Genomic DNA, 26794 nt, shown 5'->3' with positions numbered 1-26794 from the left:
CAGCCGCCAGGATGCGACGTGGGTTCGCTGGTCATTCCGAGCCGTCGTGGCCGTGGCGGCTCAGAAGGCGTTGGAAGAAATCGGTCAGCATCGCTTTCCCTGCTGCGTGATCGCGTAATTCGTGACCGCCGATGCGGTAGACCTCGTAGCCCTGCAGGGTGAGTTGCCGGTCCTCCGCCACCATTGGGGCGTAGCGCGCGGGATCAGCCAGCCACACGGAGCCAGGTTGCTGCGTCGTCGCAGTGTCGGCCTGCCGAGCGTAGTGCTGGATGCCGTCGACCTCGATGACCGCCCGGGCGCGTTGATTCATCAGCAGCAGGAAGTCCATCCGCTGGCGGGTAAGGCGGCTTGCACCGTCCAGCTCGGTCAAGCTGTACGGGTCGTAGTGGAGATAGACCTGGGGGACGAGCGCCGGCAGATCGAAGCCGAGCTCGGTGTAGGTGTCGAACACCAGGAGCTCGGCACCGTTGTTGCCCAGCGAGCGACGCAGCCGCTCCCGCAGTGAGACACGCGCGCCCATCGGATCATCCGCGTGCTCAGGGTGCTGGCGCACCCACCATGCCACCAAGTCTGACCAACTCAATCCGCGGTCTTCCAGCGGCTGGTCGTACACCAGGCAGTACTGCTCGTTCTTCACGATGCGGATGGTGTTGCTGATGGAGTCTGGCAGCACGATCTGCGGCTTGGGACCATCGGCAGCGAAGATGAGGTTCTTCACGTCGCCGTCGACGCCGCGAGCACCCAGTGCGCGGACGAGGGTCTGGAGGTCATCGTCTCCGTACTCGTTGATCACGCGCCGTGCGATGTTCGCTAGTGCCGCATCAGGCAACGTTTGCCCTGTCCTGACGTGTCGCCCGGTTGCTGCGCCGGGCAGCATCGGACAGCCAGAATGATCACGTGGCTGAACGCGTGCAGGTCCGGGAGATTGACGACGACGAGGGCAGACGGTTGCTGCGGATCATCCGCAGAGGCGCCGGGTCGGTGGTGACCTGGCGGCGGGCCCAAATGGTGTTGCTGTCTGCGCAGGGCATGCCGGTGGTGAAGATCGCCGAGGTGACGTTCACCAGCGCGGACCGGGTCCGGGACGTGATCCATAACTTCAACGCCGACGGCTTCGGCTCGCTCTATCCGAAGTACAAGGGCGGTCGGCCCAGGACGTTCACCCTGCCCGAGCGCCGTGAGATCAAGAAGACCGCCAAGTCCAAGCCGGCCGAGCACGGCCTGCCGTTCTCAACCTGGAGCCTGGCGAAACTGGCCGACTTCCTGGTCGCCGAGGGGGTGGTCGACGACATCAGCCACGAGGGCCTGCGCATCCTGCTCCGCGAGGAAGGCGTCACCTTTCAACGCCTGAAGACCTGGAAGACCTCCCGCGACCCCGACTACGCGGCCAAGAAGGCCCGGGTCGAACACCTCTACGCGATAGCCGACGGCGAGGTCATACCCGAAGACGGCGAGCCCGAAATCATCTTCTGCATGGACGAGTTCGGCCCCCTCAACCTCCAGCCCCACCCCGGACGGCAGTGGGCCGAACGCAGCGGCCGACACAAGGACCCCGACCGAGATCCCAGGCCGCGCCGCCGTGCGACCTACACCCGCCCGCACGGCGTCCGACACCTGTTCGCCGCCTACGACCTGGCCAAGGACCAGCTCTACGGGCACATCAAGAAGACGAAGAACCGATCGAAGTTCCTGGAGTTCTGCCGCTACCTGCGCTCGCTGCACCCGACGGACTTACGCATCGCGATCATCTGCGACAACTATTCACCCCACCTGACCACCAAGCGGTGCCAGCGGGTCGGGACCTGGGCTGCGGCAAACAACGTCGAGATCGCCTACACGCCGACCAACAGCTCCTGGCTCAACCGGATCGAGGCCCAGTTCACCGCCCTGCGCTACTTCGCCCTCGACGGCACCGACCACGCCAGCCACCAGGCCCAGGGCAGCATGATCCGCCGCTACATCATCTGGCGGAACAAGAACGCCACCGACAAGCGACTCAAAGCCCTCGTGAGCAGGGCCAACGCCGCCTGACCCGGTGCGGCAGGCTGCGTCACCACAGGTGCAGGAAGCTCCGGGCATCGTCATAACCGTCGAGGGCCCGCCCATCCACGTCTTTCGGGTCGGCCTCGGCCCGCGCCGCCAGCGACTTCGCCAGTGCGAGGGACTCGTCGCTGAGTCGCCCGAAGCGCCGAGCGGTGTGTCCCAAGCACAGGCCGGCCAGCCCGAGCAGTGGACTACCCGGCACAGCCCGCGTCCCGACCTGCACGCACCAGTGCTCGACGAACTCCGCGTCGTCGTCGTTCAACGCAGTCCCGACCAGGACGCCCGCCGCCTCGCCCTCCGTCGAGCGGTCACGCAGAGCCCGCTCCATCGTCTCGGCCACTACCTCGTGAGGCAGAGCCGGAGGGTTCTCGAAGCTCAGATGAGAATGCATCCCACGAGACTACGCGGACCACATCCGACATCTGCCTGCTGCCATCCCGCCCAGCAGGACGAGGCGAACGTTGCCTGATGCGGCACTAGCTCGGGCAAGGTCTTTCGCTGTAGCCGCGACCGCACGTAGATCCGCTTGCTATGAAATGGGTCCTCATCAGGCTTCTGAGGTTCTAGCCCCAGGTACTCGCAGACGGCCGCGAGCTCGTAAGCCTTCACCACATGGATCACGGAGAGCAGCCGGAGTGACCGCGGGCGTAGATGACATCGCATCATGATGACCCCATATGCCCCGTCGGCACAGAGGGCAACTGCCCCTTTTGCATGCGGTACCAGGTTGATCCGATCAACTCGCTGCACCTGTCCGACGCGGCTGACAGACTACGGAGATGGTCATGGATGCCGACGAAGAGGCCGATCTGGTACTGGCTCAGACAGCCATCCTGTTGGATCGCCAGGGGGACCGTGAGGCCGCGCAGCTGCTCGCGGACGTCACGTACCTCGACTTCGAAAACACGGATGACTCATATCGCACCTCAAACGGCACCCACGTGTAGGGACTGCTGCAGAGCTCGGTGACACCTGACCTGGCTTGCTGAGAGGCGGCCTGGAAGGATGTTGCAGTGCCCAAGCCGTATCCGAAGGAGTTCCGCGAGGACGTCGTGCGGGTCGCGCGCAACCGCGAGCCCGGTGTCACGCTGGAACAGATCGCCGCCGACTTCGGCGTTCACCCGATCACGCTGTCGAAGTGGCTGCGCCGCGCCGACACCGACGAGGGCGCCAGGCCCGCAGCAGCGCCGGGTGAGTCGGCCGAGCTGCGCGAGGCCCGGAAGCGGATCCGGCTGCTGGAGCAGGAGAACGAGGTGCTGCGGAGGGCTGCGGCGTATCTGTCGCAGGCGAACCTGCCAGCAAAATGATGTACCCGCTCGTCCGCGAGCTGGCCGCCGCCGATGCCCCTCACGGGGTGCCGGTGGCGGTGACGTGCCGGGTGCTCGGGCTGGCCCGTCAGCCCTACTACCGGTGGCTGGCCTCTCCGGTCACCGACGCGGAGCTGATCGAGGCCTACCGGGCCAACGCCCTGTTCGACGCGCACCGCGACGACCCGGAGTTCGGTCACCGCTTCCTCCTCGACGAAGCCCGCGCGGCCGGTCAGGCGATGGCCGAGCGGACCGCCTGGCGGATCTGCCGGGACAACCGCTGGTGGTGCGCCTTCGGCAAGCGAAGGGGCCGCGGCAAGAACGCCAAGGCCGGACCGCCGGTCCATGACGACCGGGTGCGCCGCAACTTCGCCGCCGATGCCCCGAACCGGCTGTGGCTCACGGATATCACCGAGCACACGACCGGCGAGGGCAAGCTGTATCTGTGCGCGGTCAAGGACGTGTACTCCGGCCGCATCGTGGGCTATTCCATCGACGCGCGGATGAAGTCCCGCCTCGCGGTGGCCGCGCTGGAGTCCGCCGTCGCCCGCCGCGGCCCCGCTGCGGGGTGCATTGTGCACTCCGACCGAGGATCGCAATTCCGGTCCCGGAAAGTTGCTTCCGTACTGACCCGGCACGGCCTGGTCGGCTCGATGGGCCGGGTCGGGGCCGTCGGCGACAACGCTGCGATGGAGAGCTTCTTCGCGCTGCTGCAGAAGAACGTCCTCGACCGCCGTGCCTGGGCCACCCGCCAGGAGTTGCGGATCGCGATCGTCACCTGGATCGAGCGCACCTACCATCGGCGCCGACGGCAACGGCGCCTGGGCCGATTGACCCCCGTCGAGTACGAGACCATCATGACCCCACCCGCAGCTCCGGCTGCATAACCCCGCTGTCACCCGATCATGCAGCAGTCCCGTGGTCAGATCTGGTACGTCACCGCGGTCAGAACGAGGTCCCGCAGGACCTGCCAGCGTCCGTTAAAGGTCTGGAGTGGCTGGCCTTCCTGGTCATATGCCTTGCGAAGGATATGGACCTGGAATGTTTTCCCGCATGGGTCGATCTCCAGTTCGGCCTCATGAAAGCCGAGCCACTGGCCGGTGATCGGAAACCAGGTCTTGTACACGGATTCCTTGGCGCTGAACAACAGTCGATCCCAGTGCAAATTAGGATCCCGCCGGGCCAGTTCGGCGACTTGCTGCGCCTCGCGCGGCAGCGCTATCAGATCCAGGATTCCGTCCGGCAGCGCGGCGTGCGGCTCGGCGTCTATACCAAGGGAGGTGACGTCGCTCCTGCGAGCTACAGCGGCGGCGCAATAACCGTCGCAGTGGGTCATTGATCCGACGACGCCCTGAGGCCAGATCGGGGCGCCTTGCTGGCCGGGAACCAGCGGCACGTCGGGCTGTCCCAGGGCGGTCAACGCCCGGCGTGCGCAGTGCCGAGTGGTGGCGAACTCCCGGCGCCGCTTGTCCACCGCTTTGGCAATTGCCACCTGTTCCTCAGGGAAAAGGAACGCCTCCGAGGGGTCCCCGAATTCTTCGAAGACCTGAGTGTTCCGCGGCAGCAACGGAGCCAGCAGGGTCGCGCTCACGGAGATTCCCTCCGGAGGTCGATGCGGCGCATACTCAGTCGAAACCAAGCTGGTCTGGGAGGTAAGGATGGCGGTTGTGTCCTTCAGGTCTGAGCCGTTAGCACCTGGCAGGTCGTAGCCCGCACCGGAAGCTCGTAGCGGCGGCGGATGCTGGTTCCGAGCCTTGCAATATCTGCCCCGTAGACGTGCAGGGAGACCGTTACTTCTTCCCCCACGCCGCGGACCTCATGGATGTCCCCGGGCGGGTTAAGATACGCGACCTCACCAGCCCGGTTCACTACGGTGTCGACAGGTTTGAGGTACGCAGGGCCATGGTCGTCAATCAGGCGGTAGCGGATCTCCTCCTCGGCACCTTGGTAGGTGCCCACCACGCACCAGGAGATGTGGTCGTGGATGGGAGTCCTCTGACCCGGCAACCACACCAACGAGACGACTGAGAAGGAGCTGTCGGGCTCAACGTGCAGCACGTGCTGGCGGTAGTCGGACGGATCGGAGGCCAGTTGGTCGGCGGTCAGCAGATCGTCATGGTGAAGGCAGTCGCCCACCAGGTCAGCAACCCGGCGTGTGATCGCTTCAGTGCCAGACGGGGTGCGCAGCGCGCCGCGGATCTCCGTGACGAGGCGGCTCATCCGGGGCCGCAGGGTGGACGTGGGGATGGGGGGCTCCTTTCATCAGGCATGATCGCCACGCAGATCTTTACGTGGCTGGTACTGCTCTCCCGCTCCTCCGCCTCGCACGGAGGCCGAAATACTGTTTTGCGGCGCGAAGTCACGGTCCTGCGCCAATGGGTCAGAGCGCCCGAGCATTAACTGGCCCGACCGGCCGCTGTTCGCCGCCTTGGTCCGGCTCCTCCCATCGGCGCTGCCTGGTGCGCGGAGCGTCTCGCCGCGCCCGTCCTTGCGTGGCATCGACGTCCGAGCAGGATTGACGGACACCGCCGTGCCGGCCGATCGTCCGGCACGGCCGCGGCGCACACACTGTCGAGCCGCTCCGAAGTGGTACGGGCGCCGACGGGCGCGTCAGCGGTCGTCGAGCTCCGTCAGGGCTTCCTCCACGGCCCGCAGTGTCGGCTCGTGGGCGATCATCTCGAAGTGATCGACGGGTACGTGGTGCTGCCGGAAGTCAGGCAGCCCGAGGTCCGGCCAGTCGGTCACCTCGTGCGGGGTCCGCTCCACGTCGGCCGGATCGTCCCGGTCGTCCGTCGAGAAGAGCCGCACCGGAAAAACCACCTGACGGGGCACGTAGCCGGAGATCGCCGCGCCGACCGACCCGAACACCTTCAGACGTGCCTCGAACTGAGCGAAGTCGGACTCCAGCGTGTCGGCATCGCCCGACGTCAGCAGACGGAACACCGAAACGGCGTCTAGCTCCTCACCCTCGGGTACGGTCAGCCCCGCCTCGTCCACGACGGAGCGCAGCTTCTCCCGGGCACCGTCGGCCACCTCCAGCGGAGGGCAGTACAGCGAAGTGTTCAGCAGCACGACCGAGCGCACGTCCCATCCTCGGCGGTCGAGCTCGCAGGCCAGCTCGTAAGCGAGGATCCCTCCCACGCAGTAGCCGGCAAGATGCAGGCTCCGCGGCGCCTCCGCCTTCTCCAGAACCGTCGCGAAGTCGTCCACGATGTCGCCGAGCGTGGCGCAGGGCTCACCGTTGGCCGGATCCAGGCCGCGGGCCTGCAGGCCCAGAACCGGGCGGTCGATGGGGGCGCCGCCGAGACGGTGCAGGCCCACGACTCCGCCGCTTGCAGCCGGCACCAGCAACAGCGGCGTCCCCCGGCCGGATGCGTTGAGGGTGAGGACGCGGGTGTGCGGCGAGGAACCGCCCTCTCTGATCCGGGTGCTGAGTCCGCGGAAGGTGGGAGCCTCGAAGACCGCCTTCAACGGAAGCTGTGTCCCGAGCGAGCCGCGCAGGGCGGAGACCAGCTTCGCGGCCAGGAGGGAGGTTCCGCCGGCGGCGAAGAAGTCGGTGTCGAGAGAGGCAGGTGGGCGGCCCAGCACACGCGACCACTGAGCCGCGACCACGGCCTCCGTGGCATCTCGTTCCACATAATGCTGCTGCACAGTACTTACCTTTCTTGGGCGATCTCGGTGGCGACGGGGGACATCAGCAGCCGTTCGACCAGCGGTGTCACAGCACTGGTGCCGAACAGCTCGGCCGAGGACAGCCCGGTGTGGTGCAGGGAGCCCGCTTCCACCTCCGCACCGGCCGACCCCGCGCTGAGCAGGACGTGTCCGAATCTCGGCGGGCGTGGGCGGGGAGCAGCGGCGGAGAGCGTGAAGGAGAGCCAGGCACGCTGTCCCAACGTGAGCTCCTCGACGATGTCGGCGTCCAGGCCGGGCGCCGTCCGGGCGACGATCGAGTGCAGCAGTGAACCGGCCGCCGCCAAGGCCTCACCCGCGGGTAGGCCGACGATGTCCGGGACCTCGTCCGGGTCGAGAGCGGCGTCCATGCCTGTTGCCAGGTCCAACAGGAGTTCCCCTGGGGTCCCGGGGGCCGGGAGAACGGGGTCGAAGACGAGAACGGAGGTCTGCGGCACCCCGAGCCTCGCCGCCAGGAGCACTGCCAGTTCGGCACCGGAGCAGTAGGCGAGGACCGCGCGTGGCCGGGCAGCGATCGACTCGGCCCAGTGTGCGGCCTGCTCCGCGAGGGTGCGCACCGAGTCGGCCAGCCCCGGGAAGCCGAGCGGGTCGATCACCGTGCGGTGCGCGTGCGACTCCGGGGGCAGAATCCGGTCGAAGGTCCGGGCGGGGATCTCGTTGCCGAACTCCAGGAGGACGACCGGTCGTTCGGTGTCGTCGCCGCTGCGCAGGGGGGCGGGCATCCGGCTCATCCCCCGGTCCGCGACAGCTCGTCGACCCTGGCAGCCAGCTCGGCGAGGACGGGAAAGTCGAACACCGCCTGCAGACCGATCCGGACACCGAGCCGCTTTCGCACCTCACCGATCATCCGGGCGGCCAGCAGCGAGTGACCGCCGAGCTCGAAGAAGTTGTCACCGGCCCGGGGCTTTGTCCCGGCCAGGAGCTCCGCCCAGATCTCAGCGATGACCTGCTCGGCGGAACCTGGTGGGAATTCCTTCCGCGCCGGTTCGGCCGACTCCTCCGGAGCGGAGAGCAGAAGGAGGGCCGCGCGGTCGATCTTGCCGTTGGGGGTGAGGGGCAGAGCGTCCAGAACCCGGATCCGCGACGGGACCATGTAGGGGGGAAGCCGATCCGCCAGCGCCTCGTGCACGGTCCGCTCATCCACCCCGCCCGTGCAGAACGCGACGAGAGTGCCGCCGGTGTCGTCATCCCGCAGGACGACGGCGCACTGCTGCACTTCGGGCACCGCGAGGACGGCATGCTCGATCTCGGCGGGTTCGACGCGGTTCCCACGCACACTCAGCTGCCGGTCCCGGCGCTCGACGAACTCCAGTTCGCCGTTCTCGGTCCAGCGGCAGACGTCACCGGAGACGTACCAGCGGGCAGCGTCGTCCGTACCGAGGAACCTCTTCGAGGTGAGCGCTGGATCGTTCCGGTAGCCGGTGGCCAGCACCATCCCGCCAATGAGCAGCTCACCAGCGACGCCGGGCTCGTTCACTTCGTCGCCTGCGGGGTCAACCAGCCTCACCAGCGCGCCCGGGATCGGCACACCGATGACCGGCGGCCGGTCGGGCAGGTGATCGCCCCGTAGGTCATGACTGGCCGTCGTGACCACTGTGGCCTCGGTCGGACCGTAGTGGTTGTGGACTGTGGCCGGGAACGAGGATGAAGGCCGCACTCGCAACCGGTCGCCACCGGTGAGAAGGACGCGCAGAGTATCGGGCGGCGACTCAAGGCGCAGCAGCTCCTCCGCGAGCGGCGTGCTCAGGAAGCACTGTTCCACCGCACCCGCCCGCAGGAAATCAGCGACAGCCTCGATGTCGGCACCTGGCGACTGCTCCGGCAGGACCAGGGTCGCGCCAGCGGCAAGCGCGGCCCAGGTCTCCCAGACCGAGGCGTCGAAGCCGAGGCCGGCGAGGGCTCCCACTCGCGTGCCGGGACCTGTCGCGTAGGTCTTCCTGTGCCACTGCAGCAGGTTCACCAGGCTCGCGTGCCCGACCTCGACGCCCTTCGGTGTCCCAGTGGAGCCCGAGGTGTAGATGACATAGGCGAGCGCGGCGGACGACGGTGCCGGTTCACGCACCGGATCACCGGCGGCGCTGTCGATCGTGGCGACCGAGGAGGGCAGTCGGTCGAACAGGTCCGCGGACGCCAGGACCGCCGTCGGCGCCGCGTCTGCCAAGACCGATGCGATGCGTCCGTCGGGCAGGTCCGGGTCGAGGGGGAGGTAAGCCGCTCCGGCGCGCCACGCGGCGAGTTGGGCGACCACGCACCGTATGCCGCGCCGATGCAACACGCCGATGAGGCAGTCCGGCTCAAATCCCTCGGCCTGCTGGATCCGCACCGCCAGGTCGCCGGCCTGCTGCCACAGACCACGGTACGTCAGGGCCTGCTCACCACACTCGATCGCCGTGGCATCAGGATGGAGGTCGACGCGCAGCCGAACCAGTCGATCGGCGGTCAGCGTCTCGGGACTTGTTTGCATGGGAAGGTGGAGCCCTTCGACTGATAGTCGGTCAGAAAACCTGTGGGTCGGGCAGCTTGCCGGAGACGAGAAGCTCCTCGTAGACCCCGGCGAGCCGGTGCACGAGACCTTCCGCGACCCGATCCGCCCGGAAGCTGAGATCCACCCGCATCCCGCCGTCGGCCAGCGGCCAGACCTCGCAGACGATCTCGTGCATGGCGGCCGGCGGTGCCATGGACAGCGGTTCGACCGAGCAGCCGGCGAGCGTCGGCTGCCGGACGGGTACGTTTTGACAGGCGAACATGGTCTGGTACAGGGGGCTACGGCCGGTGCGGGGCGGGCTCACCGCAGCCACCACCTGATCGAACGGCACGTCCTGGTGGGCGAAGGCCCCTTCGACGACCGGCAGCGCCGTCTGGGCCAGCTCCCTCAGATCCACCGCGCCGAGGCGATCAGGCAGTCGCAGGCACACCACGTCGACCAGGCAGGAGACGGCCGCCATGGCACGTGGGCCGGGGCGCCGCACCAGCGGGACTCCGACACCGAAGTCCTCCTGTCCGGTGACGGCGGCGAGCGATGCGGCGTAACCGGCCAGCAGGGGAAGGAAGACGGTGGAGGCGAGTTCACCCGCCTCCACCCGCAGCCGGGCGGACACGGCCGCGTCGACGGAGAACCCGACCTGGCCGTGACGTCGGTCCGGCTCCGACGACGGTGCTGGCAGTCGGAGGTCCGGCAGGCCCACGAGTAGGTCTGTCCAGTACCGCAGTTGCGCCCCGGTCTCCTGCGACTCTCCGAGTTGTACGGCCTCGTCGGCAATGTCACGGAGCGTCGGAGGACTGTCGTCGAGCTGCGGCGCCTCGCCCCGGCTGCGGGCCCTGTAGGCCCACTCCATGTCCGCCATGAGCAGGTCCTGGGACCAGCTGTCGACAGCTATGTGATGAATGGTCAGGCCGAGGTACGCCGTCCGGTCGTTCACCGGGGCGTACACGCACCGCCACACCTGCGCGTCCTCGATGTGCAGCGGCCGATTCAGTTCCCGTGCCATCGCGTCGACCGCGCGCTCCGACGTGGCGCTGGGGGCGAGGACTTCGACACGCATGCGTCTGACGGTTTTGGGCGGCTCCGCCACCGGCACGGGGTCGAGAAAGTAACGCGAGCGCAGCGCTTGGTGGCGCTGCTGGACGTCGTTGAGGGCATCCTCCAGCGCCGACAGGTCCAGCGGGCCGGTGACCTTCCACACAAGGTGGCACAAAGCCGTTGAGTCGCTTGGGTCCAGTTCATGCAGCAAGCCGAAGTGCGCTTGCATTCCGCTCAGTTGAATGCGGTATGGGTCGACTCCGTCGTGGCTGTCCGGCTGGCAGGGATCCGGCTCGCGGCCGGAGCCGGAGCGCTCTTCCAGCAATGCGGCAAGGCCCTCGACGGTGGGTCGGCGCAAGAACGCGGAAACCGGAACGGTCACTCCTGTGCGGGCCGTCAGCCGGGCACAGAGCCGAATGGCGTCGATGGACGTACCGCCCATGAGTGCCAGCGGCGCATCGGTCGCCACGCCCGGCCCCAGAAGCCGGCGGAACTCGTCGAGCACCACGGCCCCCCAGCGCCCCCGGGGCACTTCCACGGGTTCCGCCGACGTGTTCTTGGTGGCCACTGTGGACTCGGCGGCGGCCGACGTGAGCAGTCTCGCGGTGTCGGTCTTCCCGTTGGGCGTGAGCGGGACCGTGTCGAGCCTCCGCACCTGGTCGGGCACACAGTAGTCAGGCAGCTCGGCCGCGAGGCGCGCGCGGACCACAGCAGGATCGGGGACTGTGCCGGTCTCGCCGGACTCCGCCACGTAGAACAGGACCATCCCGGTGTACGAGCCCTCCGGTCCGGGGACCGGCACGGCGACTGCCTGCCGCACCCCGGGCAGGTCGTGGCAGACGTTCTCGATCTCCTGCGGCTCGATTCGCCGACCCCGAATCTTGACCTGGCGGTCGCTGCGGCCGACGAAGTGAAGAAGTCCGTCGGCCGACAGATGGCCCAGGTCGCCGGACCGGTAGAGCCGAACAGCCCTGCCGTCGACCTCTGCCGAGAAGAACCGGTCCGCCGTCTCCTCCGGAAGGCCCAGGTACTCGGTGGCAAGGCCGTCGCCGCCGATGCAGATCTCCCCCGTCTCCCCCGGTGCGCAGAGCTGGGCGTCCCGCATCACGTGGACCGTGGTGCGGGGCACCGTCCGGCCGAGCGGGATGCCGTCCGGGCGCTCGGTGTCCTCCTCCCGCACGTCGTGGGTGGTGGCGAAGACACAGGACTCGACCGGGCCATAGCCACTGGTCAGCTGCACCGACGGATGGGCTCGCAGGAACTGCCGCACGTGGTGTGGCGACAGCCGCTCGCCGCCCGTCATGACGTGCCCGAGGCCTCGGAAGCACGCCGGGTCCTCAGCCACGAACGCATTGAACAGGGAGGTGGTGAGGAAGATCGTGTCGACGCCTTGCTTGCGTACGAGCGCGGCGAGGCCGGACGGGAGCAGGTACTCGTCCTCCATCAGAGCCACGGTGCCGCCGCTGACCAGGGGCCCCCACACCTCCATGCTGGCCGCGTCCCAGGGCAGCGCGGCCAACGCCGCCGTTACGTGGCCCGGACCGAAGTCGGCGAAGCTGTCGGGCTGGAAGAGCCGGGTCGTCGCCCGGTGCGGGGTGACTACGCCTTTCGGGACACCGGTGCTGCCTGATGTGAAGAAGATGGTGGCCTCGCTGCCGCCGTCGCACACCGCCTCCGGAGCCGGGCGCCCACTGCGCAGGGCCGCATTGAGCGGAAGTTCGTCCGCCCGCCAGACCGGCACGCCCAGATCACCGAGAGCTCGGTCCAGGACGGCAACCGGCGGCCGGAGGCGGTTTGCGACAGACCGCAGCCGTTCCTCGGGCCAGTGCGGGTCCAGCGCCGCGTACGCCGCCCCGCACTTGAGGACCGCCAGAACGAGGGCCACGTACTGGGGGGTGCGCCCGGTCAAGACCGGCACGCGGTGCCCCTCGGCCACCCCTCGGCTGCGCAGTTCGGCGGCGTAATCGTCGCTCGCCGCATCCAGCTCCCGGTACGTCAGGCACACCCGGCCCTGCACGACCGCCAGCCGTTCGGGAAAATCGCGCGCCTGCCGGGTCACCGCCTCGTGGATGAGTTCTCCGCACGCGTACGGGTCGGGAGTCATATCCGCTCGCCTTCGGTTCTCCGGCTCACCACGAGATGCTCAAGAACCGTGATGCCGTGGTGGGAACGAGTGGTGGGAGCGCCCGACAGCTCCATCGTGCTCCAGCGGGCGGCGAGTCGTTCGAGGGCGACCTCGGCCTCCAGCCGGGCGAGTGCCGCTCCCAGGCAGTAGTGGACGCCGTATCCGAAGGTCAGGTGCCGCCCGATGCGACGGTCCATGTCGAGCAGATCCGGGTCCTCGAAGACGGCCGGGTCACGGTTGGCCACGCCGAGCATGACCAGTACCAGGTCTCCGGGCGCGATGTGCTTACCAGCCACCACGACCGGGCGGGTCGCGAACCGGGCAACCTGCTGGACCGAGGTGTCGAAGCGCAGCAACTCGTCCACCGACACGCGCGGTTCCGCCTCGCGGACGGCGTCCCAGGCCCCGGCGTGGAGGGCGGCTCGCACGGCCTTGCCGATGAAGGTCGACGTCGTCTCGAAGCCGGCATAGATCAGCAGGCTCGCCGTGGCCCACACGTCCTCCGGGGCTATCTCCCCGCCCCGCTGCGCCTCGCGGAGCAGCCACAGGCCCGAGTCTTCGGGCACCTCCCCGGCGAATGCCTGGTCAACGGCCGTGGTGACCTCCCGCAGCGCACTGTGCCCCCGGGTGACTACCTCGGGGAGGTAGTCGGCAACCAGCAGGGCGGCAATGTCGGGCGCCCAGACGGCCAGACGAGGCGCGATCTCCTGCGGCAGACCGATGACGCGGCAGATGACCCGGCTCGACAGCGGCACCGCGAGATCGGCGACGACATCGAGGGCCTCGCGCTGCGGCGCTAGCAACTCGTCGACGGTCTGCTCGACGAACGGGCGCAGCCGCGCCAGGCTCTGGGCCGTGAAGAGGGGCGCGACGGCACGCCTGGCCTCGGCGTGCGCCGGGTTGTCGGTGAACATGAACCACCTGCGCACCAGTTCCGAGGTGCGGTTGGTGTCGGAGGCGTGCAACGGGGTCCTGCCGCGCTCGGGCCAGGCGGACGACAGACCCGGGTGGCGTAGCAGCTCCGTGGCCTCCTGAAACCCGGTGACCAACCACACCCCCAGGTCCTCGTCCCACCGCACCGGCTCATCCGACCGCAAGTGCAGGTAGTCGATACACGGGTCCGGCTGTGTACGGCCGGTCGTCTGGTAAGGGCATCGCCCCGGCGCGATGCCCGGTGCCGTCCGTTCCCGATCACTCATGGCGGAAGGTCCGCAGTCCCGGTTCCGTGGGCAGGCTGACCTGCCGCAGCGGTGCCAGGCTCACGTCGGCCAGCGTGTCAGGTGCGCCGTCCGCGAGGCTGACCAAGGCGGCCTCTGTCGCGGCGAGGAAACGGCCGACCGTCTCCGTGCCCAGGTAAGCGTCGCTGGCGGTCAGCGAGAGGTAGAGCCCCGTGCCCATGGAGACCCTGAGGTTGAAGCTCGGGCCCCCCTGCCAGGCGTCGTCGAACCACTCTACGTCGTCCAGCGCTGGCGAGCCTGCAGCCGGCGGCTCGGCGATATCGCCGAGGAAGTTGAAGTAGCAATCGAACTGCAGCGGATCGGGGTTGACGTGATCAGACTCGGTGAGGCGACGGCGGAGCTCGTCGATGCTGTAGGCGCCGTACAGCAGACGCTCCAGGCTGCGCAGATAAAGGGTGCGCAGGAACGCGTCCGGGCTCGACTCGCGGGGTGCCTCCACCGTTATAGGGGCGAGCTGGTTCATGCTGCTCAGCAGGGACTGCCAGCGCTTCTCGGCGCGGTTGCCCGCGAGCAGTCCGAAGGTGGCCCGCTCGCGGCCCTTCAGGTGGCACAGCACCAGTGCTGACGCACCGAAGATCACGGACTGCACGGACACCGAGAGACGCTCGGCCACACGGCGCGCGGCCGTCAGGGCACGTTCCGAGTAGAGCGCCGCCCGGACCCGCCGACTGGTGTCGCCGCCCTGCCGGTCGTCGTCGACGAAGCCCTGCCATTCCTCGAGCCAGTACTCGAGCGTCTGCTCGCGCTGGTCTGCGTCGCCGTGCTGTTCCAGGGCGAGCTCCAACGGCTGCGGCGGGTCGGGCTGCAGCGTGCCCCCGGCCACAAGCGTGGTGAACTCCCGCTCCAGCAACGCGCAGGCGGCGCTGTCGGCGGCCAGGTGGTGCACCACGCACACCAGATACGTGGCGGCGCCTTCGTGCATGCCGACCGCAGCTCGCCAGGAGGGTTCGCGGTCGATGTGGATCTCCTGCTTGGCCCAGTCGGCGGCCGCGCTCAGCGCGGCGTCCTCAGTGGCGTCGGCCAGCTCCACGGTACCGAGCTCGAAGGGCTCGAAGGGCCGCACGGTTTGAGTCGGCTGCGCCGCTCTGCGGTCGTAGACGGTACGCAAGGCCTCATGTCGTTCGACCAGCCGGGCCCAGGCCGCGACCGCCGTCTCCTTCGCCGTTCCGGGCGGCAGCGGGAGGACGAGCGGCAGGTTGCCGTCGGTCTGCTCGTCGGGACCGGAGAGGTCGAGGTCTCTGATGACCGACAGTTGCCCGAAGGTCATCGGAGCGGTCTTCTCCTGGTTCACTCGTTTCCTCCATGAGGTCGGGATGTCTGTGTCATTCGCTCGCCAGGAGCACGCGGTCGACCTTTCCGGCCGGGGTGCGCGGCAGGACGTCCCGTACGGCGATCCGGCTGGGCAGGTGGCTGGCCGGCAGGCGTTGCGCCAGCCACTCCCTGACGGCCCGTTCAGCGGGGGCGTCCCCGCGGGAGGTCACGAAGACCGCGATCGACGCGTGGTCCGGGCGGTCCGCGTCCTTGAGCACCGCCGCTGCCGAGGTCACGGCGGGGTGCTCCTCCAGCACGGCCTCGATCTCGCCGAGTTCGATGCGGTGTCCGCGCAGCTTGATCTGGTCGTCCATCCGGCCGAGGTACTCCAAGGAGCCGTCGGGCCGGTAGCGGGCGCGATCGCCAGTGCGGTAGACGCGCCGGGTAGTGCCGTCCGGCGCCGCCACCACCGGGAAGCGCTCCGCAGTCAGGTCCGCGCGGTCGAGGTAACCCCGGGCGAGGCCGGACCCGTACAGGACAATCTCGCCGACCTGCGCAGCTGCCGGCTGCGAGTCCGTTGCCGCGCCGTCCAAAGCGGCCGCCAGGTAGAGGCCGACACCGGCCAGCGGATCGCCGAGGGAGATGGCGTCCGGTGACTCAACTCGTGCCGCCGTGGCCCATATGGTCGCCTCAGTCGGGCCGTAGAGGTTCCAGAGCTCGGCGCAGCGCGGCAGCAGCCGACGGGCAAGTTCGGGCGTCAACGCCTCCCCGCCGCACCAGACCACGGTGTCTGGGGCGCCGGGCCAGTCCGCAGCGATCATCATGCGCCAGAAGCTGGGCGTGGCCTGAACGACCTGTGGGCGGTGTGCTGCCACGAAGTCCTCGAAGGACCCGGGGTCGTAGCGTACGTCGTCGGACATCGTCGCGAAGGACGCACCGACTGTCAGCGGCAGCAAGAGCTCCGCCATGCATATGTCGAAGGACATGGCGGTCAGTGCGGCGATCGTGTCGCCCTCCTGCAGCCCCGGGGTCACCGCGAGCCCGGCCAGCCGGTCCAGCAGCGCCGTGTGAGAGACCATCACCCCCTTGGGCAGGCCTGTCGAACCCGACGTGTACATCACGTAGGCGATGTCGCCCATGACGGGCTCACGGCCGTCGGGCAGCGGCTCCAGGTCGAAGGCGCACTCGGCGGTCTCCGTCAGGAGCAGGGCCGGTCGCGCATCTGCGAGGATTCGCGCGCGATGGGCGGGCGGGCTCTCCCGGTTCAGCGGGAGCACGGCACATCCGCTGGCGGCTGCGGCGAGGATGCCGACCACCCCGCTGGCCTGGCCCTCGGCGTCGAGCGCGATCAGGGAGCCGGCCGGTGTCCGGTCAAGGATCGATTCGCTGAGAGCGGCCACCAGGGCCGAGAGCTCTCCGTAAGTATACGAGCAGGCCGCCCGGACGGCCACCGCCTCGGGCGTGCGGGCCGCTTGGGCCTCAAAGACATCACGGATCGTGGTCATCAGGTCAGCTCTTCAAATAGGACGGAATACCGCGTGAATGGAAAATCGCACAGCACAGACACACCGATCTGCCGACCAAGACGCGACCTTCGGCCCATCTCACCGTTCATGTATGCAATGTTCTGGAAATCCCAAATAGGAAAGATCATCTATCGACACAGTCTGCCAGATATCGAGTGATCCCTGCCAGCAATTCCGACTGGGAATCCCGCAGGAAAAAGTGGTCACCGGCGATCTCCTCGACCGAAAAGTCGCCACCGCTGTACGAATCCCACGCCTTGACTGCGGCCCGATCGACATCCTCATCGTCCCTCCCGTAAAAGGCAGTGATGGCACACCTCAGGGATTCTGCGCAGGACGGCTTGTAATGATCGAGGATGGCGTAATCGGCTCGAATAACCGGAATATAGAGCTCCATGAGCTCGTCGTTTTCCAGCAGCTCCTCGGGGGTGCCCCGCAGCTGTCGCAGGCGTCGAACGAACTCCTCCGCTGGCAGGTCATGGCTGGGCTCGTCGGGGACGGCCAGGTGGGGCGCCGGGCATCCGGACACCAATAGCCGCCGGGGCGCCGGGAAGCCCAGCGTGCGAAGGTGTCTGGCGAGTTCGAAGGCGAGGACTCCACCGAAGCTGTGCCCGAAGATCGCATACGGCGCATGGTGCGCCTGCTCCACACGTCTGGCCAGGTCGTCGAGCAGCTCACCCAGATCGGACTTCGCCGACTCGGACCAACGGGCTCCCCGTCCCGGCAGTTCCAAGGGCACTAGCGTCACCCATGAGGGCAGCTCGTCCTGCCATGGCGCGTAGATTCGGGCCGAGCTGCCTGCGTACGGCAGGCAGTACAGGTTCAGAGCGGGCGGCTGGCTGACGTCGGCGGCGGCCTCCTGCCGCTCGCGCGGCGCCCGCAGTCCGAGCAGCCCACGCACGGTCGGGTTCTCGTGGATCTCTTTGAGCGAAATCCGGCGGCCCAGCGCCCCGGCGAGCCGACGCTGGAGCTGCACCGCCAGGATCGAATTGCCCCCCGCCTCGAAGAAGTTCTGCTCGTCGGACTCAGGGGCGCGATCGAGGGTGTCGCGCCAAGCCCGCAGGACGGCCTCTCGGCATGCTCTGGCTTCTTGGTGCGGTTCGGTGGTCATGGCGACGCCTTCGCAATGTGGGGGTGGACTGATCAAGGCCTGCAGCCGATCGACTCAGGCGGAGAGCTCCGCCGAGGACAGCCGGCTGCCGATCTCGGACAACAACCGGACCCGCGAGGAGTGCAAGAAGAAGTGGTCGCCCGGCAAGACCAAGGTCTGCGCTCCGTCCGGCAGATCGTCCACCCACCGCTCGAGCTGCTCCCTGCTCACCGCCGGGTCCTCCGCGCCGCCGAACACGGTGACGTCGCATGCCGGAGCGGTGCCGCGGACGAAGCGGTAGCGCGACAGCATCGCGTAGTCGGCCCGGACCGCGGGCAGAAGCAGGCGCATGAACTCGTCATTCTGGAGGATCTCCTCGGGCGTGCCGTTCATCTCCCGCAGCGCGGCGACCAATTCCCGGTCCGAGAGCGCGTAGAGGTCCCGCCGCCCGTCATGCAACGTCGGCAGCGCCCGGCACCCGGAGAGGAACAGGTGCTCCGGCTCGACACCATGGTCGTCTCGTAGCGTGCGGGCGACCTCCCAGCAGACCACCGCCCCCAGACTGTGCCCAAACAGCGAAAACGGCTCGTCGGAGAACTCCAGAATTTCCGGAACAACTTCACGCAGGACCACACTCAGATCGTCGACCGGAGTTTCGAAGAGCCGGTCCTCACGGCCGGGAGGCTGGACCGCGTAGACATCGACATCCACCGGAAGGCGCTCGGCCCAGCCTCGAAAAGTCGACGCGCCACCGCCGGCATACGGGAAGCAAAAGAGTCGATTCTGCCTCCTTGGACCCATTCCGGACATCCGCCGGAGCCAGGAAGCTGATTTCCCCCCGACACTCATTCACCCCTCCGTACCGTCTCGGGTTGCAGCGCACACGGTCGAAGTGGCACGGAATCCGAGCGAGCCCCGCCCTGTCAAATCCATAGAGAGATAGCAGAAGGAGCCACCATAGGGGCATGACGCACGTCACATCCTAGGCGGTTGTCGACAGGTCATGATCAAGATAAGCTCCTTCGAGTTCGTTCTTGACCAGCAGGAATTCAAGGTTTCACGGGCCACACGAGGCGCATTTCAAGAAGCCGTCGCCCATCGGGTCCGTATTCGTTGTTATCTTCACGTCTGCCGGTCGCCCCAATGGGCTGGGGCGCGAAATTTTCCACAGAAATCCACTGGATGAGGCGCGTGCGACCGACGGGCCGTTCAGTTCTCAGTAGCCGTGGTCGGACGGCCCGGCTGGTCACGGGGAGTACCAGCACTAAATGACGTTGTCCTCTCGGGCGGTTCGCCGTGCACAACAGCAGGGGTGGTTCCTCGCCAATGCGGGCATCGACACCTCGATCGCTCACGCTCCTGCGATGGTCCGGCTGAACGGCCCGCTGGAGAGCGGGTTCGAAGACACGCTGCGCGCGGTGTTGTCCGCCGACCCACGCCTGGTACGCCGACTCACCGTTGTCGACGGCCGCTTGGTGGATGGCGGCGCCGGGTCGACCTCGGTGCCCATTGACCGCCACGACCTGGCCAGCCTCCCGGCATCCAAGCGCTCGGCACGCCTGGCGGAGCTGGTCGAGGAAGCCATCCGCACGCCGTTCGTGCCGACCACCGGCCCGCTGGCCCGGGCCCGTCTCATCACCACGGACGACGAGGAGCACGTCGCCCTCCTGGTCCTGCACCGGATAGCCGGCGATGTGCGGTTGGCCGAGGCCCTGCTCGCGGACGCCGTACGCACTTACGGGCGGATGACCGCCGGTGAGGCAGCCACTCTGGACACTGCCGGGCACACTGGGGACCCGTTCCCGGCGCACCTGGATCCTGACGCTGAGGAACCAGCTACCGAACCGGACACCTTGCCGCCGACGCCAGCCCTGCCGTTCAGCCGCCCTGCGCCGGCTCAGCGGACCTTCGCGGCACAATCGGTGCCCCTAGAGCTGCCTCCAGAGGTAGTCGCGGCACTCCGCCGACTCGGCTCCGGGCACGGTGTCGGCCCCGCCCCGGTCATCCTGGCGCTCTTTCTGCTGCTGCTGCATCGCTACAGCGGCGAGGCACGCCTGGCCGTGGCCGTGCCCGCTGGCTTGACCCCAGAAGGGCCGAGAAGTCCGGACGCCAGCGGGGTGACCGCCGCACTGCTGTGCGAGGTCGACGGCGACCTCACCTTCCATGAACTGCTGGACCGGGTGCGCAACGCGCTGCTCCGGCCCGTGGGCACGGCCCCGGTCGGCATCGTCACCCGGCCCGCCTTCACCGTCGGGCATGTCCCGCCGATCACAACGCCTGACGGGCTCAGGGCGCGGTTCCTGCCGGTGGAGACCGGCACGACCCCGGGCGACCTCTCCCTGCACCTTGTGCGGGACGGCGACCACCTGTCCGGCAGGCTGGAATTCGCGACCGAGATCCTCGACCGGTCCACGGTGGAGCGGGCCGTCGGCCACCTGTCCGTCCTCATGGCCGGCGCGATCGCCGACCCGGCCGCGCCCGTGTCCGCCCTCTCACTCCTCACCCCCGCGGAGAAGGAGATCGTCGGCGCGCTGAACGGGGTCGCCGCCGAGGAACCGAAGCTGACGTTCCACCAACTCTTCGAAGCGCAGGCGGAGAAGACCCCGGACGCGGTCGCCGTCCGTTCCCACCGTGCCTCCCTCACCTACCGCGAGCTCAACGAGCGCGCCAACCGCCTGGCCTGGATTCTGCGCGGCCATGGGATCGGCCCCGAACAAACGGTCGCGATCTGCATGGACCGCAGCGTCCGGCTGATCGTGGCGGTCCTGGCGGTCCTGAAGGCCGGCGGGGCGTACGTCCCGGTGGATCCTCGCGATCCAGCCCGGCGGCGGGAGATGATCCTGCGGGACGCCGGGGTGCGTGTCGTAGTGGTCGACGGCCTCCCCGCCGACGGCGGGGCCTTCGGCGACATTCCGGTCGTCGCGCTCGACGACGCGTGGAGTGCCCTGGCGGAGGCGGCCCCGGACAACCTCCCCGTGTCTCCCTCGGCTCTCGCCGACGCCGCGTACTTGCTCTACACCTCGGGATCCACCGGCACTCCCAAGGGGGTAGTGGTCGAGAACCGGCAGCTGATCAGCTACGCCTCCGGCGCCATCCGGCGCCTGGGCATGGACACCCCGCTCAAGCACCTGATGGTGCAGCCGCTCACCGTGGACTCCACCATCACCGCGCTGGTACCGCCGCTGATCACCGGCGGTGAACTGCACGTGGTGTCACGCGAATGCGCCCTCGACCCCGAACTGTTCGCGGACTGGGTGCAGGAGCATGGTGTCGACTGTCTGAAAATCGCCCCCTCCCATCTGCGCGCCCTGCAGGGGTCGGCTCGCTTCGAAGAGCTGCTGCCGCGCCGCCTGCTGGTCATCGGCGGCGAGGCGTCGGAATGGCGCTGGATGCGCGATCTGCAGCGTCGCATTCCGCATTGCCGAGTGTTCAACCACTATGGCCCGACCGAGACCACGGTGGGTGTACTGACTCTGTCCGTGGCCGACCACCTGGACGCCGACTGGGAGGCGGCGCCGATCGGCGTTCCCCTGGCCGGCACCCAGGTGTACGTGGTCGACCGGTCCGACCAGGTGGTCCCGGCCGGTGTTCCGGGCGAGCTGCTGATCTCGGGCGCCTACGTCGCGCGCGGCTACCACAACCGGGCGGAGCTCACCGCCAGGGCGTTCACGACGGACTGCTACGGCGGGCGCCTGTACCGTACCGGCGACATCGTCCGGCGCTTGCCCGACGGGACCATCGAGTTCCTGGGACGCCGGGACGACCAGATAAAGATCCGCGGCTACCGGGTCAGCCTGGGCGAGATCGACTCCGCGCTGGCCGCCCATCCCTCGGTCGACCGAGCACTGACCATCGTGCGCCAAGACTCACCGGGTGAACGCCGGATCGTCGCGTACGTCCAGCCGCGTGACCGGGCAGCCTTCGAGCTCGCCACGCTGGAGCTGCATGTGCGGAAGCGGCTCTCCCCCCACATGGTGCCGCAGGCTTACGTGGTCTTGGACCGCCTGCCTCTGTCAGCGCACGGAAAGGTGGACCGCTCGGCCTTGCCCGCGCCGGTCGCGTCGGCTCCGGCCGCAGGGTCCGGCGGTGCGCCGCGCAACGAGACAGAGCGCGCGGTCGCGGCTGTGTGGCAGGAGCTTCTCGGCCTCGAGAGCGTTGGCGCCGAGCAGAGCTTCTTCGATCTCGGTGGCCACTCCCTGCTCCTCGTGGAGCTCCAGCACCGGCTCAGGCTCGCCGTGGGCCGGGACATCTCCCTGCTCGACCTCCTCCAGTACCCGACCGTGCGGTCCCAGGCCGCCTATCTCTCTCGGCCGGCGGACCCGGACCAGCCCGTGGCATCCGACCGCGCAGCCAATGTCCGGCGCAACGCGCTGATGAAACGACGGGAACAGCAGATGCGAGCGAAGCGAGGCCGCGGTGAGTGAACAGCAGCTCCCGGAATTCGAGCCCGAGCCCGAGGACGACAGTCTCGACATCGCGATCATCGGCATGGCCGGCCGCTTCCCCAAGGCCGGTACGGTCGAGCAGTTCTGGCAGAACCTGCGGGCGGGCGTGTGCTCGGCCACGGAGTTCGGCGAACAGGAGTTGCTGGACCGGGGCGTTTCCGCGTCCACGCTGGCCGACCCGAACTTCGTGCCGGTCGGCTATCTGCTCGAGGACAGCGACAAGTTCGACGCCGCGTTCTTCGGCTACTCGCCGCGCGAGGCCGAGCTGATGGACCCCCAACACCGCGTCCTGCTCGAATGCGCCTGGGCCGCGCTGGAGGGCTCCGGACACGACCCCCAGCGCTACGACGGGCTGATCGGCGTCTACGCCGGTGCCGGGAACAACACATACCTGCTCCTCAACATCGCCTCGCGTCCCGACGCGGTCGAGGCCATGGGCGGCAACCAACTGGTGATCGGCAACCGCTCCGACTTCCTCACCACCCGGGTGTCGTACAAACTCGGCCTCAAAGGTCCGAGCTTCAACATCCAGTCGGCCTGTTCGACCTCGCTGGTGGCCGTCGCCCAGGCGAGCCAGGCACTGCTGAGCTACCAGTGCGACATGGCGCTCGCCGGCGGTGTCGCCGTGGACGTGATGCGCCGCGACGGGTACACGTACCGGCCGGACGGAATCTTCTCCTCCGACGGACGATGTCGCACCTTCGACGCGAAGGCGAACGGCACCGTAGGCGGCGAGGGCGTCGGCATAGTCGTCCTCAAGCGGCTGCAGGACGCCCTCGCCGACCGCGACCACATCCACGCAGTGATCAAGGGCTCGGCCATCAACAACGATGGTGCCGAGCGTGCGGGGTTCAGTGCGCCGAGCGCGGCCTCGCAGGCCTCTGTCATCGCATCGGCACTGGCCAACGCCGACGTGGAGCCGGACAGCGTCCGCCTCGTCGAGACGCATGGCACGGCCACCGCACTCGGCGATCCCATCGAAGTGAAGGCACTCGCCTCGGTCTACACCGGACTGCCGACGGGCCACTGCGCACTCGGCTCGGTCAAGACCAATATCGGGCATCTCGACTCCGCCGCCGGGATCGCCGGACTGATCAAGACGGTGCTCGCCGTGGAGCACGGGGAGATCCCACCAACCCTCCACTTCGAGCAGCCGAACCCCCGGCTGGACCTCGCGGACAGCCCGTTCTACGTCAACACCGGGCTTGTGCCCTGGCCGGTCGGCGAAGGACCGCGGCGGGCCGCGGTCAGCTCGTTCGGCCTCGGCGGGACCAACGCCCACGTCATCGTCGAACAGGCGCCCACCGCCGCGCCGAGCCTGCCGCAGGCCGACCGCGAGCAGCTGCTGGTGCTGTCAGCCAAAAGCCCCGAGGCCCTCGAGGCCGTCACCGACCGGCTGCGCAACCACCTCCGGGCCCACCCCGAACTCCGCCTCGCCGACGTCGCCTTCACTCTCCAGCAGGGACGCCGGGCTCTGCCCTACCGGCGGACTGCGGTATGTGAGGACATCGACGACGCGCTGAGTGTCCTGGACGCCCCGGACGGCGGCCGACTGTTGACCGGCCTGGCACCGGACCTGGCACACCGTCCGGTCGCCTTCATGTTCACCGGATTCGGCGCGCAGTACCCGGGCATGGCCCGCGCGCTCCGCGACAGTGAGCCGGTCTTTGAGGAGGCCCTCGCCCGGTGCGCGAGGCTCCTCGAGCCCCTGCTGGGGCAGGACATCCTGGATGTCATGCACTCGGCCTCCGAGGAACCGGCGCCCGCCGGGACGACGCCCGGGACGTCGGACGCCTTCCGTCGGATGCTGCTCCAGCCGACGCGCAGCGAGCACCCGCTCGACCAGCCGCAGCTCGGGTACGCCGCCATGTTCGCCCTGGAGTACGCGCTGGCCGAACTCTGGGAGTCGTGGGGCGTACAGCCCGACGCGATGATCGGGCACAGCCTTGGCGAATACGTCGCCGCCTGCCGGGCCGGCGTCTTCTCCCTGGAGGACGCGCTCCATCTGGTGGTCGAACGGGCCCGGCTCATCGAGGAACAGGGCGAGGGTTCGATGGTGGCCGTCCCGCTCTCCGAGGAGGAGGCGCTGCGTTACACGAACGACGCCGTGGCCCTCGCCGCGGTGAACGGACCACAGACGTGTGTGCTGTCCGGAACTCTGTCGGGAATCGCCCAGGTCGAGGCCGACCTGGTCGCCGCGGATGTGCCGTTCCGGCGGTTGAACACCCGGTACGCGTTCCACTCGCCGCTGATGGACCCGGTGGTCGAGCCGTACGCCGCGCTGGTCCGGAAAGTCAGGCTCAACCCACCGACGACACCGTTCGTGTCCAACGTGTCCGGGACCTGGATCACCGACGAGGAGGCCACCAGCCCCGCCTACTGGGCCTCCCACGTGCGCCGCACCGTGCGGTTCGCAGCCGGCGTCGCCACCCTGTGGGGCCGACCGGACCTCGCCATGGTGGAGGTCGGCCCCGGCCAGACGCTCACCATCGGCGCCCTCCAGCATCCGGAAGGTCCGACCGGTGCCTCCCGTACCGTCGTACCGTCGCTGCCGGGCATGTTCGACGGCCAGTCCGACCGGGCCACCATGCTCGCCGCCGCCGCAAAGCTGTGGATGGCCGGACGCGAGCACCCCTTCCCCGACTCTCCCACGGCCAGGCGTGTGCCGCTGCCCACATACCCCTTCGAGCGCCGCGCCTACTGGCTGGAGTCGGCGGCGGCTGCCGCGGAGCGGACCGTCGCCAAGCGGCGCGCACGGTCGTCCGACTGGTTCTACGCCCCGTCCTGGACGAGGCTGGGCCCCAGCCCGGCCCCGGCGTCCGCGCTCCCTCAGGCGGGCATGCCCTGCCGCCTCGTCTTCGCCGACGGCACCGGCCTGGGCCGGGCGGTGGCCGACCGCCTGCGCGAGGCGGGCGAGCGGGTGTGCGTTGTGACGGCGGGCGAGGAGTGGGCCGAGGCGCCGGGCGACCAGTACACCCTGGACCCGGCCCGCCCCGACCACTACGCCCGGCTCGCCGCCGCGCTGAAGGCGGCGAACACGGTCCCCGACCGGGTGCTGCACTGCTGGAGCGTCGGGGGCGATACCGACCGCGCCGGCGCGGAGCAAGGCGCCGAGACCCTGCTGGACCTAGGCTTCCGCAGTCTGCTGCACTGGGCACAGGCCACCGAGTCGGACCTGATGAGCCGGCCCCAGCGCTGGGACGTCCTGTCCAGTGAGGTGTTCTCGGTGACCGGCGACGAGCCGCTGTGCCCTCCGAAGGCTGCGGTCCAGGGCATCTGCAAGGTGCTCCCCCAGGAGTACCCGCCGCTGACGTGCGTCCACCTGGACCTAGCCCTGACCGGCTCCTCCGGTACCGGTCCGCTGGTCGACCAGGTGCTGGCCGAGCTCGCCGCCCCCGTGGCCGAGCGCACGCTGGCGCTGCGCGGCGCCCACCGCTGGGCCCCCTCGTACGTGCCGCACGCACTACGGCCGAACGATAGCGAACCCACCGAAAGGGGCGTCTATCTGATCACCGGCGGGCTGGGGAAGATCGGTCTGCTCGCGGCCAGGGCCCTGGCCGAACGCACCCACGGGCACCTGGTGCTGCTCGGCCGGACTGCCCTGCCGCCGCGCGCCACCTGGGCCGACCCCGGGCACTCCGACGAGGTCAGGTCGCTCGTCCGTGCTATCGCGGAGCTGGAGGAACTCGGCGCCACGGTGACGGTCGTGGCCGCAGACGTCAGTGATCCCGTACGGCTGCGTGAGATCAGGGACGAGATCCTCGCCGTTCATGGCCGGATCAACGGTGTGGTGCACTGCGCCGGAACCACGGGGGCCCCGGCACACCGGGTGATCGCCGATCTCGGCGCCGAGGAGGCCTCTTGGCACTTTGCACCCAAATTGGCCGGAGCCTACGTCCTCCGTGACGTGCTGGCGGACCAAGAGCTGGACTTCGCCATTCTCTGCTCGTCGATCGCTTCGCTGCTGGGCGGCCTCGGCTTCGCGGCCTACAGTGCCGCCAACGCGGTGCTGGACGCCTTCGCGCAGGCCCACCACCGTCCCGGCCAGCCGTGGACGAGCGTGAACTGGGAGGCCTGGAACTTCGCTGGGAAAGCAGCGCCCGGACCGGGCATCGGCGATTCCGTCCAGGAGTTTGCCCTGACTCCGGCCGAGGGCCGTCAGGTGATCGACGCCCTGCTGTCCGCCGCGCCCGAGGCGCAGCTGGTGGTGTCCACCGGTGATGTGGCGAAGCGTTACGACGAGTGGGCGGACCCGGCCGTGGCCACCACCCCCGCCACCCGCCGCCACGAGCGCCCCAATCTGCGCAACCCGTTCGTTGCGCCGGAAGGGGAGATGGAGCAGCGCGTCGCCGGGGTCTGGCAGGAGCTGCTCGGCGTGGAGAGCGTCGGAGCGAACGACAACTTCTTCGAGCTCGGCGGGAGTTCGCTGCTCGGACTCCAGGTTGTCCACCGGCTGAGGCAGGAGCTGGCGCTCGCGGTACCGCTGACCGTGGTCTACGAGGGCCCGACGGTCCGCACCCTGGGCCGGCTCATCGAAGAGCTGAGGGCAGAGCAGTGAC

General features: G+C 68.8%; 18 protein-coding genes. 5 read left to right on the top strand and 13 right to left on the bottom strand.

Annotated elements, in window-relative coordinates:
• Positions 1-31: 31 nt before the first annotated feature.
• The gene (locus tag ACZ4V6_RS31970) at positions 32-793 is read right to left on the bottom strand and encodes a hypothetical protein (protein WP_467834134.1); all 762 of its coding nucleotides are present in this window, start codon (positions 791-793) and stop codon (positions 32-34) included.
• A gap of 104 nt (positions 794-897) precedes the next feature.
• Here ACZ4V6_RS31970 and ACZ4V6_RS31965 point away from each other — a divergent pair, with 104 nt between their 5' ends.
• Positions 898-2031: an IS630 family transposase gene (locus ACZ4V6_RS31965; protein ID WP_467834133.1), complete on the top strand. Its 1134-nt coding sequence runs from the start codon at positions 898-900 to the stop codon at positions 2029-2031.
• Between the two features lie 19 nt (positions 2032-2050).
• On the opposite strand, the gene ACZ4V6_RS31960 is transcribed toward ACZ4V6_RS31965, so the two are convergent.
• Positions 2051-2434, bottom strand: a complete 384-nt coding sequence (locus tag ACZ4V6_RS31960; RefSeq protein WP_467834131.1) for a hypothetical protein — start codon at positions 2432-2434, stop codon at positions 2051-2053.
• A gap of 394 nt (positions 2435-2828) precedes the next feature.
• On the opposite strand from ACZ4V6_RS31960, the gene ACZ4V6_RS31955 reads away from it, so the two are divergent.
• Entirely contained in the window at positions 2829-2990 is a 162-nt protein-coding gene (locus tag ACZ4V6_RS31955) for a hypothetical protein (protein ID WP_467834129.1), read from the top strand.
• A 66-nt stretch (positions 2991-3056) separates the two neighbouring features.
• Positions 3057-4237, top strand: a protein-coding gene (locus ACZ4V6_RS31950; RefSeq protein ID WP_467834127.1) for an IS3 family transposase whose coding sequence is annotated in 2 segments (ribosomal slippage) — positions 3057-3341 and positions 3344-4237 — 1179 coding nt in all. Because the reading frame shifts where the segments join, the coding sequence is not laid out codon by codon here.
• 35 nt (positions 4238-4272) lie between these two features.
• Here ACZ4V6_RS31950 and ACZ4V6_RS31945 read toward each other — a convergent pair.
• The 11 genes from ACZ4V6_RS31945 to ACZ4V6_RS31895 all read right to left on the bottom strand — a co-directional run bounded on the left by ACZ4V6_RS31945 (position 4273) and on the right by ACZ4V6_RS31895 (position 18591).
• Positions 4273-4941, bottom strand: coding sequence for a 4'-phosphopantetheinyl transferase family protein (locus tag ACZ4V6_RS31945; RefSeq protein WP_467834126.1), 669 nt, complete (start codon positions 4939-4941; stop codon positions 4273-4275).
• Positions 4942-5024: 83 nt separating this feature from the next.
• Positions 5025-5570 carry a cysteine dioxygenase family protein gene (locus ACZ4V6_RS31940; RefSeq protein WP_467834125.1) on the bottom strand — a complete coding sequence of 182 codons (546 nt, stop codon included), beginning with the start codon at positions 5568-5570 and terminating at the stop codon, positions 5025-5027.
• A 390-nt stretch (positions 5571-5960) separates the two neighbouring features.
• Positions 5961-7001, bottom strand: coding sequence for a thioesterase domain-containing protein (locus ACZ4V6_RS31935; protein ID WP_467834123.1), 1041 nt, complete (start codon positions 6999-7001; stop codon positions 5961-5963).
• Positions 7002-7006: 5 nt separating this feature from the next.
• Entirely contained in the window at positions 7007-7762 is a 756-nt protein-coding gene (locus tag ACZ4V6_RS31930) for a hypothetical protein (protein WP_467834121.1), read from the bottom strand.
• A gap of 5 nt (positions 7763-7767) precedes the next feature.
• Entirely contained in the window at positions 7768-9504 is a 1737-nt protein-coding gene (locus ACZ4V6_RS31925; protein WP_467834119.1) for a non-ribosomal peptide synthetase, read from the bottom strand.
• 31 nt (positions 9505-9535) lie between these two features.
• Positions 9536-12664 carry an amino acid adenylation domain-containing protein gene (locus ACZ4V6_RS31920; RefSeq protein WP_467834117.1) on the bottom strand — a complete coding sequence of 1043 codons (3129 nt, stop codon included), beginning with the start codon at positions 12662-12664 and terminating at the stop codon, positions 9536-9538.
• Positions 12661-13764, bottom strand: coding sequence for a cytochrome P450 (locus tag ACZ4V6_RS31915; RefSeq protein WP_467834115.1), 1104 nt, complete (start codon positions 13762-13764; stop codon positions 12661-12663). Before ACZ4V6_RS31915 ends, ACZ4V6_RS31920 begins: the two co-directional genes overlap by 4 nt.
• Positions 13765-13876: 112 nt before the next feature.
• Positions 13877-15214: a condensation domain-containing protein gene (locus ACZ4V6_RS31910; RefSeq protein WP_467834113.1), complete on the bottom strand. Its 1338-nt coding sequence runs from the start codon at positions 15212-15214 to the stop codon at positions 13877-13879.
• A gap of 31 nt (positions 15215-15245) precedes the next feature.
• Complete coding sequence (locus tag ACZ4V6_RS31905; RefSeq protein WP_467834111.1) at positions 15246-16679, bottom strand: amino acid adenylation domain-containing protein; 1434 nt, start codon at positions 16677-16679, stop codon at positions 15246-15248.
• Between the two features lie 145 nt (positions 16680-16824).
• On the bottom strand, positions 16825-17811 hold the full coding sequence (locus ACZ4V6_RS31900; RefSeq protein ID WP_467834109.1) for an alpha/beta fold hydrolase: 987 nt from the start codon (positions 17809-17811) through the stop codon (positions 16825-16827).
• A gap of 54 nt (positions 17812-17865) precedes the next feature.
• On the bottom strand, positions 17866-18591 hold the full coding sequence (locus tag ACZ4V6_RS31895; protein ID WP_467834194.1) for a thioesterase II family protein: 726 nt from the start codon (positions 18589-18591) through the stop codon (positions 17866-17868).
• 467 nt (positions 18592-19058) lie between these two features.
• Between ACZ4V6_RS31895 and ACZ4V6_RS31890 the strand changes: the two genes are divergently transcribed.
• Both ACZ4V6_RS31890 and ACZ4V6_RS31885 read left to right on the top strand, forming a co-directional pair.
• A complete protein-coding gene (locus ACZ4V6_RS31890) occupies positions 19059-22214 on the top strand; it encodes a non-ribosomal peptide synthetase (protein WP_467834107.1) in 3156 nt (1051 codons plus the stop codon).
• The gene (locus ACZ4V6_RS31885; protein ID WP_467834105.1) at positions 22207-26793 is read left to right on the top strand and encodes a type I polyketide synthase; all 4587 of its coding nucleotides are present in this window, start codon (positions 22207-22209) and stop codon (positions 26791-26793) included. The genes ACZ4V6_RS31890 and ACZ4V6_RS31885 overlap by 8 nt, the downstream gene beginning before the upstream one ends.
• The last annotated feature ends 1 nt before the right edge of the window (position 26794 follow it).

This window comes from Streptomyces sp. NPDC029152 (assembly GCF_055564355.1).
This window is presented reverse-complemented; position numbering and strand designations above follow the sequence as displayed.